The organism is Brevundimonas intermedia, from assembly GCF_027922165.1.
GTDB lineage: Bacteria > Pseudomonadota > Alphaproteobacteria > Caulobacterales > Caulobacteraceae > Brevundimonas > Brevundimonas intermedia.
The window spans coordinates 640,586-653,939 of record NZ_BSFD01000011.1; the positions used below are offsets into that span (position 1 = coordinate 640,586).

At 65.9% G+C, this 13,354-nt stretch carries 16 protein-coding genes and 3 tRNA genes; 5 read left to right on the forward strand and 14 right to left on the reverse strand.

Annotated elements, in window-relative coordinates; all coding sequences use genetic code 11:
• Positions 1 to 85: 85 nt before the first annotated feature.
• From PKE72_RS16555 to PKE72_RS16595, 9 genes are all read right to left on the reverse strand, one after another.
• Positions 86 to 161, reverse strand: a tRNA-Phe gene (locus PKE72_RS16555).
• Between the two features lie 63 nt (positions 162 to 224).
• Entirely contained in the window at positions 225 to 389 is a 165-nt protein-coding gene (locus PKE72_RS16560) for a DNA gyrase inhibitor YacG (RefSeq protein ID WP_271166464.1), read from the reverse strand.
• Between the two features lie 3 nt (positions 390 to 392).
• A complete protein-coding gene (locus tag PKE72_RS16565) occupies positions 393 to 1,427 on the reverse strand; it encodes a ribonuclease E/G (protein WP_271166465.1) in 1,035 nt (344 codons plus the stop codon).
• Positions 1,424 to 2,005 (reverse strand): Maf family protein, encoded by a 582-nt coding sequence (locus PKE72_RS16570; protein ID WP_271166466.1) that lies wholly within the window; start codon positions 2,003 to 2,005, stop codon positions 1,424 to 1,426. Before PKE72_RS16570 ends, PKE72_RS16565 begins: the two co-directional genes overlap by 4 nt.
• Positions 2,006 to 2,224, reverse strand: a complete 219-nt coding sequence (gene infA, locus PKE72_RS16575; protein ID WP_008261544.1) for a translation initiation factor IF-1 — start codon at positions 2,222 to 2,224, stop codon at positions 2,006 to 2,008. It lies immediately after the preceding gene.
• A 103-nt stretch (positions 2,225 to 2,327) separates the two neighbouring features.
• On the reverse strand, positions 2,328 to 2,795 hold the full coding sequence (locus tag PKE72_RS16580; RefSeq protein WP_271166467.1) for a UPF0262 family protein: 468 nt from the start codon (positions 2,793 to 2,795) through the stop codon (positions 2,328 to 2,330).
• A complete protein-coding gene (locus PKE72_RS16585; RefSeq protein ID WP_271166468.1) occupies positions 2,792 to 3,277 on the reverse strand; it encodes a DUF2948 family protein in 486 nt (161 codons plus the stop codon). The genes PKE72_RS16580 and PKE72_RS16585 overlap by 4 nt, the downstream gene beginning before the upstream one ends.
• The gene (gene murA, locus PKE72_RS16590; protein WP_271166469.1) at positions 3,277 to 4,569 is read right to left on the reverse strand and encodes a UDP-N-acetylglucosamine 1-carboxyvinyltransferase; all 1,293 of its coding nucleotides are present in this window, start codon (positions 4,567 to 4,569) and stop codon (positions 3,277 to 3,279) included. The genes PKE72_RS16585 and murA overlap by 1 nt, the downstream gene beginning before the upstream one ends.
• Positions 4,570 to 4,672: 103 nt before the next feature.
• Positions 4,673 to 4,870 carry a hypothetical protein gene (locus tag PKE72_RS16595; protein WP_271166470.1) on the reverse strand — a complete coding sequence of 66 codons (198 nt, stop codon included), beginning with the start codon at positions 4,868 to 4,870 and terminating at the stop codon, positions 4,673 to 4,675.
• 110 nt (positions 4,871 to 4,980) lie between these two features.
• On the opposite strand from PKE72_RS16595, the gene PKE72_RS16600 reads away from it, so the two are divergent.
• Positions 4,981 to 5,055, forward strand: a tRNA-Thr gene (locus PKE72_RS16600).
• 651 nt (positions 5,056 to 5,706) lie between these two features.
• Here PKE72_RS16600 and PKE72_RS16605 read toward each other — a convergent pair.
• The 5 genes from PKE72_RS16605 to lipB form a co-directional block, all read right to left on the reverse strand.
• Positions 5,707 to 5,865 carry a hypothetical protein gene (locus tag PKE72_RS16605; RefSeq protein WP_271166471.1) on the reverse strand — a complete coding sequence of 53 codons (159 nt, stop codon included), beginning with the start codon at positions 5,863 to 5,865 and terminating at the stop codon, positions 5,707 to 5,709.
• Between the two features lie 90 nt (positions 5,866 to 5,955).
• Positions 5,956 to 6,537 carry a hypothetical protein gene (locus PKE72_RS16610; protein ID WP_271166472.1) on the reverse strand — a complete coding sequence of 194 codons (582 nt, stop codon included), beginning with the start codon at positions 6,535 to 6,537 and terminating at the stop codon, positions 5,956 to 5,958.
• Between the two features lie 48 nt (positions 6,538 to 6,585).
• On the reverse strand, positions 6,586 to 7,080 hold the full coding sequence (gene msrB, locus PKE72_RS16615; RefSeq protein WP_271166473.1) for a peptide-methionine (R)-S-oxide reductase MsrB: 495 nt from the start codon (positions 7,078 to 7,080) through the stop codon (positions 6,586 to 6,588).
• A 74-nt stretch (positions 7,081 to 7,154) separates the two neighbouring features.
• Positions 7,155 to 8,639: a hypothetical protein gene (locus PKE72_RS16620; protein WP_271166474.1), complete on the reverse strand. Its 1,485-nt coding sequence runs from the start codon at positions 8,637 to 8,639 to the stop codon at positions 7,155 to 7,157.
• A 125-nt stretch (positions 8,640 to 8,764) separates the two neighbouring features.
• Entirely contained in the window at positions 8,765 to 9,481 is a 717-nt protein-coding gene (gene lipB / locus PKE72_RS16625; RefSeq protein WP_271166475.1) for a lipoyl(octanoyl) transferase LipB, read from the reverse strand.
• A gap of 65 nt (positions 9,482 to 9,546) precedes the next feature.
• On the opposite strand from lipB, the gene PKE72_RS16630 reads away from it, so the two are divergent.
• From PKE72_RS16630 to PKE72_RS16645, 4 genes are all read left to right on the forward strand, one after another.
• Entirely contained in the window at positions 9,547 to 9,798 is a 252-nt protein-coding gene (locus PKE72_RS16630) for a FliM/FliN family flagellar motor switch protein (protein WP_271166476.1), read from the forward strand.
• Positions 9,799 to 9,913: 115 nt separating this feature from the next.
• Positions 9,914 to 9,998, forward strand: a tRNA-Leu gene (locus PKE72_RS16635).
• Between the two features lie 65 nt (positions 9,999 to 10,063).
• Positions 10,064 to 11,482: a magnesium transporter gene (mgtE, locus tag PKE72_RS16640; protein ID WP_271166477.1), complete on the forward strand. Its 1,419-nt coding sequence runs from the start codon at positions 10,064 to 10,066 to the stop codon at positions 11,480 to 11,482.
• 69 nt (positions 11,483 to 11,551) lie between these two features.
• Positions 11,552 to 13,339 carry a lysozyme gene (locus tag PKE72_RS16645; RefSeq protein ID WP_271166478.1) on the forward strand — a complete coding sequence of 596 codons (1,788 nt, stop codon included), beginning with the start codon at positions 11,552 to 11,554 and terminating at the stop codon, positions 13,337 to 13,339.
• Positions 13,340 to 13,354 lie beyond the last annotated feature (15 nt).

The window sequence follows — 13,354 nt, forward strand, 5'->3', positions numbered from 1 at the left end:
CGCGGCGCCATGACGCACGTGGCGACAATGGCAAGACTGATGCGGAAACAGAAGGCTGAGGGGCTATTCGCGGCCAAATAAAAGATGGTGCCTGGAGGCGGGTTCGAACCACCGACACGCGGATTTTCAATCCGCTGCTCTACCAGCTGAGCTATCCAGGCGCCGACGCGGCGTCGCGAGAGGCGGGTCTATAGGCGAGCCTTTTCGGCCTGTCCAGCATCGTTTCAGTCGTTTTCGCCATCATCTTCGGCGCCTTCGTCCAGCGCGGCCGGAATGGCGTAGGCCCCGGTGAACCAACGTTGGAGATCCACGTCAGAACACCGCCGCGAACAGAAAGGCTTGTATTTGGGATCGGGCTCGGCCTTTCGGCAGATGGGGCACATGCTCATCGCTTAACTTTCTTCCAAAAGGCCGCACCCACGGGCCAAGCCTGCGTCAGCCCGCACAGCGGCGCGCGGTCCCAGTCGCGCCGCCAGGGGCGCAAGCACGGCCGCCTCCTCCGGAGCGCAGCGCACCGTCACGCGCGGCGATCGGGTCTCCGACAAGAGCCGCCGCCGCAGCCGGCGCGCCAAGGCCAGGACTTCGGTCTGCACCGATGGACGACGACCAACCTCGAACAGGATCTCTTCAATTGGCGTCAGGCGCCAAGGCAGAGACATCTGAAGCAGGCCAAAGCGGCTGATCGGAGAGAATACGGCCTGGGGCTCTTGAGCGAAGGCGGTGCGAGCCGCCTTGTCGCCGGCGGCCGCGTCCTGGCCGTCCCCAACCAGATCGACGACGATCAAGCCGCCCCATCGACGCAAACCGATCAACCGGGCGGCCTGTTTCATCCCCTCGCGGTTCGCCGCCGCCCTCGCCTGCTTGGGATCACGGCCGGCGACGGGCGCATAGTCGATATCGACTGCGACCAAGGCGCGGGTTCGCTCGATGGCCAGATCGATTCCCTGAGGCGCAAAGACATGACGAGCGGCCAGAGCCTCTTCCTCCGCCTCTGTCACAGCATCGATTGCGACCAAGCCCGTGATCAGGTCTTCTCCGCCGGCGATAGCCCGCAGTTGTTCGGCCACGCTCGACGCGGGAGTCAGCAGTCGGGGCGGTCCCTCCCCCGGCCCTAGACGACGGAGCACCGGCCCCTTGCCCGCGCGTGGCTCCGCAAGGACGATAGCTTCCAGGCGTTCGCCCTGGGTCAGGCGATCGTTGCGCGGAAAGGGAAGAAAGCCCGGCGGCCCCGCCCCCAGATCGACGAATGCGCCGCGCAGGCCCGGATTGATCTCCGTCACCCGGCCCACAGACCGAGCGCCAAGACGATGCTGGGGCAGGTCCGTCTCGCGCTGGATCAGCAAATGGGTATAGCGACCGTCGCGCATCACCGCGCCGCGGGTCTCGCCCGGCGTCTCGTCGAGGAAGACCTCGACCGCGCCGCTCATGCCCGCCAGCCGACGCCGTGCAGAAGTTGGACGGCCTCATACAGCGGCAGGCCCATCACGGCCGGATGGCTGCCGACGATGCGCTGGACGAAGGCCCCGGCCGGTCCCTGAATGCCGTAACCGCCGGCCTTTCCGCGCCAGTCGCCCGTGGCGATGTAGGTGGCGATTTCCAGGTCCGACAGGGGTTTGAACGATACGCGGGTCTCATTGACGCGTGACGACAGTTTGCCGTCGCGGACCACCGCCACGCCGGTGAAGACCCGGTGATTGCGGCCGGACAGCAATTTCAAGAACCGTGTCGCCTCATCATAGTCAGCCGCCTTCTCAAGAAGGCGCCGCCCCACCGCGACGACGGTGTCGGCGGCGATCACCACAGCATCGGGACGCCGAGCCGCCACAGCCCGAGCCTTGGAGATGGCCAAACGCTCCGCTAGGCGTGTAGGCGTTTCACCCTTCAGCGGCGTCTCGTCGATGTCGGCGGGGTCAATATGGTCGGGCTTGATCCCGACCTGCGCCAGCAGTTCGATGCGGCGCGGGCTGGCCGAGGCCAGCACCAGTTCGGGACGACCCGCGCTCACTTACTTGAAGCGATAGGTAATGCGACCCTTGGTCAGGTCGTAGGGGGTCATTTCCACCAGGACCTTGTCGCCGGCCAGCACGCGGATGCGGTTCTTGCGCATCTTGCCCGCGGTGTGGGCGATGATCTCGTGGTCGTTCTCGAGCGTCACGCGGAAGGTGGCGTTCGGCAGCAGTTCGCTGACGGTGCCGGGAAACTCGAGCAGTTCTTCCTTAGCCATGCGGCCTCTCGCGCCCGTTGAATATGCGTTCGACCCCACGCCGGGCGGGCGCGAGGGGCGGAATGGAGGGGCCTAATGCCCGAAAACGCAGAGATAGTCGAGGTCAGCCGCGACGGTAGAGGGCGCAGAGCAGCGTAAACAGGCGTCGCGCGGTCTCGTGATCCACGACAATCTTCCCGTCCAGCCGCGTCTTGAGCTGATCGGCCCCCTCGTTGTGCAGACCGCGCCGGCCCATGTCGACCGATTCGATCTGACTGGGGGACGAACCGCGCAGCGCCTCATAGTAGCTGTCGCAGATCAGCAGATAGTCCCTGATGACGTTCTTCAGCGGCGTCAGACTGATGGCGTAGGTCCGGGTAAAGCCCTCGCCGTCGATGTCGAACACCAGCCGATTGTCCTGCAGCGACAGCTTCAACCGGTAAGGTCCGCTTTCCGCCCCCACGGGCTCGAAACTGTTCTTCTCGACTAGGTCGAAGATGGCGACGCGCCGCTCATGTTCGATCTCGGCCGTTGCAGCAGGCAGGGTGACGGTGTCCAGCTCGACCGAAGCCAGCCTGTGGGGACCGCTCATGCCGCATTCCCTTCATCCAGCTCGGGGGCGTCCAGGTGGGTCGGCGCGACCCGCGCCGGCCACCGCTCGGAGATGTCCGTGACCACGGCGTCCAGACATTCGACGTCGATCCGCAGATCGCCGCCGCCCGCGAACATCAGGACTACCCGTCCACCCGGCGCCTCGGCCGGCAAGAAGTCCAAGGCCAGCAACTCCAGCGAGGCGTCGGGACTGCGCGACAGACGCCGGCTCTTGACCGCCATGACGTCGCCGAACTGCATGGCGCACATCACCCGCGTCCCGCCGCACTCCCAGCAGAACCGGCTGAAGGCGATGGTCAGTGTGCGCGCCTGCTTTTCCCACACGATGTCGACGGGCCGCAGGATGGCGTCCTGAAGCGCCGCCGAGATGATCTGCAGATCGTCGGCGTCCTCGGCCAGCAGGCGCAGCGGCTCGACCGGCGCCTTGGCTTCGGGAATGACGCCGTCGATCTCAGTGCTCATCACCCCATCCCATCGTCTTGACCCTTGATCCGCCGGATATCCGCGCCGCACGCGCCGAGCTTTTCTTCCAAACGCTCGAAACCGCGATCCAGATGATAGACGCGTCCCACGGTCGTTTCTCCCTGGGCGACAAGGCCGGCGATGACCAGGCACATGGAGGCCCGCAGATCGGTGGCCATGACCTGGGCGCCGTGCAGCACCTCGACGCCGTGGACGTGGGCCTCGCCCGCGTGGACGGAGATTTCGGCGCCCAGCCGCGCCAGCTCCGGCACATGCATGAACCGGTTCTCGAAAATGGTCTCGCGCACCGTGCTGACCCCGTCGGCCGTCGTCATCAGGGACATGAACTGGGCCTGTAGATCAGTGGCGAAGCCGGGATAGATGGCGGTCTCGATATCGACCGCCTGCAACCGCACCTTCGGATCGCGCTTGATCAGCACGCCGTCGTCGGTGGGCGACACCTCGACCCCGGCCTCGATCATCTTGTCGGTCAGGGCGCCGATCAGCTCGGCCCGCGCCTTGGTCAGCCGCACCTCGCCGCCCGCCATGGCGGCGGCGACGGCGTAGGAGCCCATCTCGATCCGGTCGGGAATCACCGACCACGTCGTTCCGTTCAGCGAAGAGACCCCGGTGATGGTGAGGACGTCCGTGTCGATACCCTCGATCTTGGCGCCCATGGCCGTCAGGCAATGAGCTAGGTCGCCGATCTCGGGCTCGCGGGCGGCGCGGCGCAGCACGGTCGTGCCCTCGGCCAGCACAGCCGCCAGCAGGGCGTGTTCGGTCGCCCCGACCGACACGAACGGAAACTCGATCTCCGCTCCCCGCAGCCCCTTGGGCGCTCGGGCGGTGACATAGCCTTCTTCCAACTCGATTTCTGCGCCGAGTGCGGTCAGCGCCTGGAGGTGCAGGTCCACCGGCCGGGCGCCGATGGTGCAGCCGCCCGGCAGCGACACCTTGGCCTCGCCGGTCCGGGCCAGCAACGGCCCCAGCACATTGAACGACGCCCGCATCTGACGGACCAGATCATAGGGGGCGAAGGTGGAGGTCAGATCCTTGGCGTGGAACAGGCTCTCCTGCCCGTCCGCGCCGTCACGCTCTGTCACCTCGATGCCGAACTGACGCAGCAACTGACCCAGGAAACGCGTGTCCGCCAGACGCGGCATATTGGTCAGCAGCAGGGGCTGATCCGTCAGGATCGAGGCGGCCATCAGTTTGATGGCGGAGTTCTTGGCGCCGCTGACGGGAATGTCCCCGAAAAGCTGGGCGCCGCCCTGAATGGCGATACTGTCCATGACGTCCTTGAAGCGCGCCCGAAGGAAACGCCTCGGGGGGATGGTTCTCTAGCAAGCCGGAGCCCGCTTGCCAAAGGGCGGAGCGGGCGCGAGCCGATGACTTTCAGTTGCTGTCTTTAGGCGTCGCCGGGGTGCGGGCCGGCGCCTTGCGCCGCTTCAGGTTGGCGCGCAGGGCCGAGGCCAGCCGGATCGCCCGCTCCGCTCTGGCCCGCTCCACCTCCGACGGCGCGGCCGATTCGGCGGGCAGCGGCGCGACGGGCGCGGCAGGCGGGGTGTCGGCGTCATGCGGGGGGCGAGTCATGATCGTAGAATGCCGTGATCAGGCGCCGTGTCCAAACTTTCTTTCAGATCGTCAAAAAACCGCTTCCCTCTCCGAGAGCGTCTGGCTATACGGCCGCTTCCTCAGTCGGGGCCGCCGTAGCTCAGTGGTAGAGCGCATCCTTGGTAAGGCTGAGGTCGTGGGTTCGATTCCCCCCGGCGGCACCATCTGAGACCTGAAAAGGCCCGGCGTAAGTCGGGCCTTTTTGCTGTGGCCGACCCGTCGTCGGACGCCCTACCCGTCTTTGCCGCGACGACCGCAGGACGGATTTTCCTGGCGAAACTGCGAGCCGGGAAACGGCGACTCGGAATGCACTGCAACGTCAAAACCAGTGCAATGTGCAAAAGAGTGCAATTTGCGGACGGGGTTCACGCTTTCAAAGACCGGCGGGGATTATAAGGCCGTTTGGAAGCATGGGACGTCGATGAGATTTTCGGTGCCGGAGACTGCTGAAAACCAAGAGGTTTTCCGATGAATTTGGGATAGGATCAGCGCCTTGGGGTAGCGTCCCTAGACCCGACGTTGCGAACGTCGCAGATGAGTGAGATGCGGACTATTCTGGCTAACGCCCCGCGTGGGCATCCTCAAGAATAGCAACCGCTTCGTCAGCCGAAATCTCATATGCTGCCCGCTCGCCAAGTTCCCAGTTTGCGCCACAAGCTTCGCATCGATAGAGGTAGGCATGGCGCTTGATGCTACGGGGCAACGTCCGCCAATCATAGCTTCCCGAATAGATCGCTTGTCGACAAGCAGTGCAGCCTTGTTGTGAGGTTGGCTTCATCATCTATCCCGTATGACTACCTCTAGCGGACCAGGGCCTAACCGCCGACGAAGTTTTTCCAGACATTCGCGCTGGCGTCGCTCCTGCCAACACCGCTCTCGGAACCGATTTTACGGTGATCAACGCCGAGATAGTCGAGAACGACAGCCGATAGCCCGCTGTCTACAAATACATAGCGGAGAAGATCATCGACCATGCAGTTCTAAAGCGCGCTGCCTGAAGTCCGCTCAGCTTGGTATTCCAACCTAGGCCGCCAGCCTGAAACCGAACCTATCGCCTACCCGCCTCAATCGTAGGCCGACAGCCCTCGCCGCCAAGGATCTCGCTCGTCCGCCTTCTCGTCCTTGCTCCAGCTGAACCCCAGAGACAGGGATTTGCTGGTCGAGTCGACGCCATAGCCGCGCGCCGCGCCATAGGGCGAATGGAAGCCTGGCCCCCGCAGGCCGTATGCGCCGCCGTAGCCATATCCCCAGGGCTCGTTGCGGCCTTCGCGATAGGCCAGGTCAAGACGGCCGTTATCGCCGATGGGCATGGAAACCGCCGCGCCGTAGCTGCGGTAGCCGCCCGTGCCTATGCCCGCCTCGACCATGCCGTGCACCTGGCGGTCGTCCCGGGGACCAGGGGACGCCGCCTCGTCAAAATTGGCGCCGGGGGTGCGGCTATCCAGCCAGTGCTGGATCTGCTGTTCGGTGGTCAGGCCGTGGGGCTGGGCGTCCTGGGCCGTCGGGGCCGCAGCGGCGGCCTCCGGCGGCGCGTTCATGGCCTCGGCTAGTGTGGGAGCGTTGGAGGGCGCGGTGGCGACCACGCCGTCGGGATCGCCGTCCGAAACCGTCATGACCATGGCGGCCAGTAATCCTGCGATCAGCATGCGCGGTCTCCCTTCGATACCATCCTAGCACGGCGAATAAGGCCAAGGTCAGGCGTTTCCGTCGCCTCGCCGCAACGGGTCCGGAAGGGGGTCGCCCGCAGCGACGAAGCTGAGGGCTACCGAGTTGATACAGTAGCGGTTTCCGGTCGGAGGCGGACCGTCGGGGAAGACATGGCCCTGGTGGCTGCCGCAGCGGGCGCACTGGGTCTCGATGCGGATCATGCCATAGCTGGTGTCGCGGATCTCGTGGACATGGGCCGGATCGACCGGTTCAGTGAAACTGGGCCAGCCGGTGCCGCTCTCGAACTTGGTCCCGCTCTTGAACAGCGGCAGGCCGCATTCCCGGCAGCAGAACACCCCTGCCCGCTTCTCGCCCAGCAAGGTGCCGCAGAAGGGCGCCTCGGTGCCGTGCGACAGCAGGACGCGCCTCTCCTCTGGATTCAGGTCGGCCTCCAGTCGGGCGCGTTCGGCGTCGTCCGGCGGGGTCAGGTCATAGCCCGAAGGCGAGCGGAGGCGGTCGGAGGGGGGCGCGAGATCGGTCATGGACCTCAAATAAGAAGGGGCGGGCCGGGGTTCCACCCCTGCCCGCCCCCATGGCCCGCAACTCGCGAACGATTTTACTGGAACAGCGTCCCGACCCAGGTACGGACGGCCGCTTCGTCCGTCGGATTGCCGGTGTAGGCCAGGCCCTGCGCAGGCGTGAAGGGCGCGTCATTGCCGCGCTGACGGGTCATCCAGGCCTTGTGACCGTAGGTGAGGTCCGCATAGTTGGACGGCAGGCGCTGAACCGTCGGCTCGATGAAGATCGTGTCCTCTGCCGTGGTGGATCCAGCCAAACGAACGTTCGGTAGCCGCGTCAGCAGGTCCAGCGTGTCAAGGCAGCCGCTGGTGCAGCCCCCGTCCACCAGGACGATCACCGGCCCGGCGACCGGATTGGCGACGCCAGTGTCCGGCACCGACGGGCGGCCCGGCAGGGTGAAGGTGGCCTGTCCGGCGGCCAGGGCGGAATCAAAGGCGGCGACAATGGCCTGGGTTTGTTCGATCACCGCGCCCGATTCTTGAACAAAGCGGGGATCGGCTTGCATCCGGCCCAGGGTGTCGGCGAACCACTGACGATTGGCCGGGGTGGCGCGATAGGTGATGGAGCCCGCTTCAGGCTGACGGCTGACGGTGAATTCCGGCGTCCAGATATGATTGGCCAGAACATAGCCGCGGCCCGTCGCGTTCAGCGATGCTCCATTGGCGCCCCGCAGATCGATGACGAAGCCCTGCGACCCCCGTATGGCGCTCAGTTGAGCATCAACGGCGGCGAAGAAGGCGTCAAAATCGGCCTTGTCGCCAAGCGTGTGAACATGCAGCCACGGGCGGCCGTTTACCGTCTCGATCCCCAGAGGCGTCGCGCCGGGCGTGTAGACAGTGGCGCGGTAAGCGGCTTCCAGGCTGGCGGCGTCGACCGGCTGGTTCTGTAGCGGGTATTCCTTGGTGCGGCGGCCGGTTTGGAAGTTGCACAACGCCGGCATGCCGCCGGTGAACGGATTGTTGCGGTTCCATAGCAGATAGGGCGCGGTCCGGACCCGATCGGCTTCGGTCGTCAGGTCGCCTTCCCAGCGGTCCAGGCGTTCCGCGGCCAGATCAGCAGCGCTTTTGCCGAGGCAGTCGATCAGGACCGACCCGACCGGCGGAGCGTTGCGGAGCCCCGGCTTCAGATTGGCGACGACATATTTGCCGTCACGCCAGGCCATGGTGACGCCCGACCAGCCGATACCGAAGAACGGGCCCAATCCTTCATAGGTGGGGGTTACCGAGATGTTCGAATCCCGGAAGCCGTTGGCGTAATAGCGCAGCAGATAGGCGTGGCTGTCGCCGCTGTTAACGCGGCCAACCTTGGACTGGGCGTCGGTCAGACCGGCGTCGATCCAGGCCCGGAAGGCCTCGCTGGGGGCGCCCGGCACAACGGCGGCGGGGTGGTTGGCGGCCAAGGCGTCATGGACCGTCTGGAGGTCCTGCTGCGCCAGGGCGCGGAAATCCTGGGCCGAGGCGGCGCCGGCGGCCAGGGTCAGGGACAGGACGGCGGCCGAGGCGGCGGCGATCAGGCGGTTCATGTGAGCTCCTGGGCTTGGGCGATAAGCTTGGCGCCGACGTTAAACCTTAAGCCTCCTACGCTTGCCAACCCCTGCCGCCGTCCTTTCGCCCAAATGTCACACCGATTGGGCCGACCCTGCGGTGGTCAGAGCGGCGCCGGCCGCTCGACCACAGCGCCAAACAGCCGAGCGAAACTGAACTTCAAGGCGGCGTCCGCCTCATCCATCGTCGCCAGCACGCCCAGGTCGACTAGGCTGGTCACCCCATGTTCCTGAATGCCGCAGGGCACGATGCCGCCGAAATGGTCCAAATTCGGCTCAACGTTCAGGCTGACGCCGTGGAAACTGACCCATTTGCGCACCTTGACGCCGATGGCGGCGATCTTGTCCTCGCGAGACCAGCCCGCGCCCTTGCGCTCGACCCAGACCCCGACTCGACCCTCGCGCACATCCGCCGTGACGCCGAACTCGCCCAGACCGCCGATCAACCACTGTTCCAGACCCCGGACGAAGGTGCGCACATCCCGCCCCCGCTGGCTCAGATCCAGCATCACATAGCCGACCCGTTGGCCCGGGCCGTGATAGGTGAACTGTCCGCCTCGGCCCGTCCGGTGAACAGGGAACCGCCCCGCGTCGAGCAGGTCTTCATCGCGCGCAGACACCCCGGCTGTATAGAGCGGCGGGTGCTCCAGCAGCCACACCATCTCGCCCGCCTCCCCCGCCGCTATGGCGGCGACACGGGCCTCCATGAAGGCCTCTGCGGTGGCGTAATCGACATGACCGGACGACACCGCCCATTCGACGGGGCGATCATCCTCGCGGCGCAGCTTCAAAAGGTCAGGACTTAACGGGTCGGCAAGCATAAGGCTTCAATGTGCAGCCCGAGGCGTTTGCGCAAGTGACGACCTCGCAGTGAAAGAGAGCGCCTGTGTCCCAGATCAACGCCGTCGACGTCGAAATTTCAGTGGTGCTGGGCCGCATGGTGCTGCCGATGTCGCAACTGCTGCGGATGGGTCGCGGCGCTGTGATTCCCCTCGACGCGGCCGAAGGCGAAGAAGTCTGGATCCTGGCGAACAACCACCCGGTCGCACGCGGCGAGATCGAGATTCGCGACGACCGAATCGCTATCACCGTCACACGTCCGGCCGACCTGTACGACTTCATGGCCGGCTCGGCCTGACTTCAGGCGGCGAACAGGGCCGCGATTTTCCGCTCTGTATTTCATACGCCGCGCCGCGTTCAATTCCCCTTTCCTTTTCCGGCGGCTTCGTCTATTCGCCGCCGCTCCGATGCGAGCGGTCGTGGCGGAATTGGTAGACGCGCAGCGTTGAGGTCGCTGTGGGGCAACCCGTGGAAGTTCGAGTCTTCTCGACCGCACCATCTGGCTAAACAGGGCGATTCATCGGCTAACTACGGCTGGACATTCTACCAAGGGAGGCGACCACGTGAGCACCACGGACACCGCCTTTGCTCCAGCCGAAGCGACCGATAACGAAGACCACGCCGCCCTGGACGAGGACTATGTCCTCACCCCTCAATTCGTCGAAAAAGTCGTGGACGCCGCCGACGACGGCGACGGCATGCGGCTACGGTCGCTGCTGGAGGATCTGCACCCCGCCGACGTCGCCGACCTGATGGGCTTCCTGACGTCGGAACACCGCGCCGTCGTGGTGCTGTGGCTGCCGCCGGAACTGCTGGCCGAGACCCTGCCCGAACTGGACGACGGCATCCGTGAAGAGGTGCTGGAACGGGTGCCGCACGGGACCCTGGCCGAGGCCCTTCAGGAACTGGATTCCGACGACGCCGCCGCCGTTGTCGAGGATCTTGAGGACGACCAGCGCGAACGCGTCCTGGCCGCCATGCCCGATGTCGATCGCGCCGCAATCGAAAACAGCCTGGGCTACGACGAAGAATCCGCCGGCCGCCTGATGCAACGCGAGGTGATGGCCGCGCCCCAGTTCTGGAGCGTGGGCGACACCATCGACCACATCCGCAAACAGGGAGACGACCTGCCGGAGCTGTTCTTCGACATCTACGTGGTCGATCCGCTGAACCGCCCGGTCGGCGGCGTGCCGGTCAGCGGCCTGCTGCGCGCGCCCCGCAGCGCGGCCCTGGCCGACCTGATGGAGCCGATCAACGAAATCGCCGTCGATCAGGACCAGGAAGAGGTCGCCTACATCTTCGAGAAATACCACCTGATCTCGGCCCCCGTCGTGGACGCGGCGGGGCGGCTGGTGGGGCAGATCACCGTCGACGACATCGTCAACATCATCCAGGAAGAGAACCGCGAGGACATCCTGCGTCTGGCCGGTGTCGCGGACGAAGACCGCGGCTCGTCCGTGTCCGAGATCGTGCGCGGCCGCGTGCCCTGGCTGGCGATCAATCTGGCGACAGCGGCCCTGGGCGCCAGTGTCATCGGACTGTTCGAAGGCACGATCCAACAGATCGTCGCCCTGGCGGTGCTGATGCCAATCGTCTCGGCCATCGGCGGCAACGCCGGCACCCAGGCCCTGACCGTCACCGTGCGCGCCCTGGCCACGCGCGAACTGAACTCGGCCAACGCCATGCGCACCTTCCTGCGCGAGTTGGCCGTGGGCGTCGCCAACGGCATGGTGCTGGCCCCCCTGATCGGCGTCGCGGCGGGCTTTTGGTTCCGCGACGAGGACTGGCGAATCGGCCTGGTCATCGGCGCGGCCATGATCCTGAACCTGCTGGTCGCAGCCTGTATCGGCGTGCTGACGCCGCTCACCCTGTCGAAGCTGAAGTTCGACCCCGCCGTCTCGTCCGCCGTCTTCGTCACCGCAACGACAGATTTCTTTGGCTTTCTGATCTTCCTGGGTCTCGCCACAATGGTTCTGTTGTAAACATCTGGCCCCATGTTTGCTGGACGGGGGGTACAAGCCGCGCCGCCGTCTCGCTTTGGGGCAACACCTGTGTCTGACACATCGAAACCGACCAAGATCTCCCGCGAGGGGGTCATTCTGATCAAGAGCTTCGAGGGCTTCCGCCCTCGGGCCATTCAGCGCGCCGACGGCCGCTGGACCATCGGCTACGGGCACACCCAGTCGGCGCGTGAAGGCCTGACGGTGTCCGAAAGCGACGCCGAACTCCTGCTCCAGTACGACCTCATTCCAGTGGCGCAGACGGTCAAGGCGATCCAGGCGCCGCTCAATCAGCATCAGTTCGACGCCCTGGCCAGCTTCGCCTTCTCGGTGGGCGTGGACCGGTTCAAGACGTCCGATGTCCTGGCGCGCCTGAACGCCGGCGCGCCGCTGGAGGCCGCAGACGCTCTTATGTCCTGGGTGGAAGACGCTGATGTCGTCACCCCGCCGCGCCGCCGCGCCGCCGAGCGCGCCCTGTTCGTCGCAGATCCTGAAACGCCGGCGTCCTTGGCTGATCTGCTCGCCGCACCCCTGCCCCCCGCCACAGCCACCCTGGTGGAAAGCACGGTCGAGGCCGAGCCCAGCTCGGACGAGGCAGAGACCGAATCCGCCGCGCCTGCGCCCTTCCCGGCCTTCCCGCCGTCACTTGCCTTGGTCGAGACACCCGCCGAGGCTCCCCCGCCAATGACGCGGGAGGCCGCCGTCTCCGCCTTGCTGGGGGATGTCGAGAACGACGGGTCAGTTGAAGCAGTTGATGAGAGCCCCACGACCGACACGCCGTCTGTCCTCGAAGCGCCCTCGTCGCCCTCTGGAACCAACATCGACGGCTCGGTCGAGGCGGCGGCATCCGACGTCATGACTGAAGAGACGCCGGTCGAGGCTGAAGAGGGCGAATCGGTCCCGGCGGTCGATGCCTCGGTCGAACCGTCATCGCCGGCCGCGCCCGTCCTCCCTTCGCCCATACCGGCGTCGCCGGTGATGAGCAGCGCAGCGACCTTCTATTCGCCCTACGCGGTGCGCGCCCTGGGCCCCTTGTCCGGTTTCGGCATGCGCGCTCGCCCGGCTCCGGCCCCGGCCCCGGCAGCAGCAGCAGCAGCCAATGACGCCCCGCCCGCTGACCCGGCGTCTGGCTCATCAGAAACCCCTTCGGACGACGCAGCGGCGGATCTGACCGCCGCCGAAATCCATGCGGAAACCACGCCGACGCCAGAGCCAGAGGCGGAGCCCACAGTGGCGACCGCCCTCGTCGCCACATCGGACGACGCCGAACAGCAGATTGACGTCGCCGACGAGGCGGAGCCAGACGAAGCCGCGCAGGCGATAGACGCGCCGACGTCCACGTCCCCGCTGGAACCGGCGCACACCGTCGAATCGAGCGAACCGCCCGTGGAAGTGCCGACCTTCGTGTCGGCCGCCCAGCCGACGGTCGCGCCATTCGAAGTCGCACCCCTGGCCCTGACGGGCGCGCCTGAGGCTCAGCCCTCGGCTACCGGGACGCGCCTGGCTTGGCCCGAACACAACGACTTGACGCACCCCGACCAAACGCCCCTCTTCGAGCAGGAGGCGACTATGGTGGAGCAGGAAAGCCCGGCAGAGCCGTCCGCGCGTCCGACCGCCCCCTCATTCAAGTTCGAATGGACCGAAACGCTAACCTTCTTGGTCATGGGCGGCATCGGCCTGCTATCGTTTGGCGCCGCCATGGCGGCCTTCCGCCAGTCATCCCAGTCGAACGGCGACTTGGGCTTGATCGGTTGGGTTCTGGTCGTCATCGCCTTGGCCTGCGTCAGCGTCTCGGGCTTCAACCTGTACCAGCGCTGGGGGCGTGTCGATCGCGCCTGACGGGGGTTTTGCGAA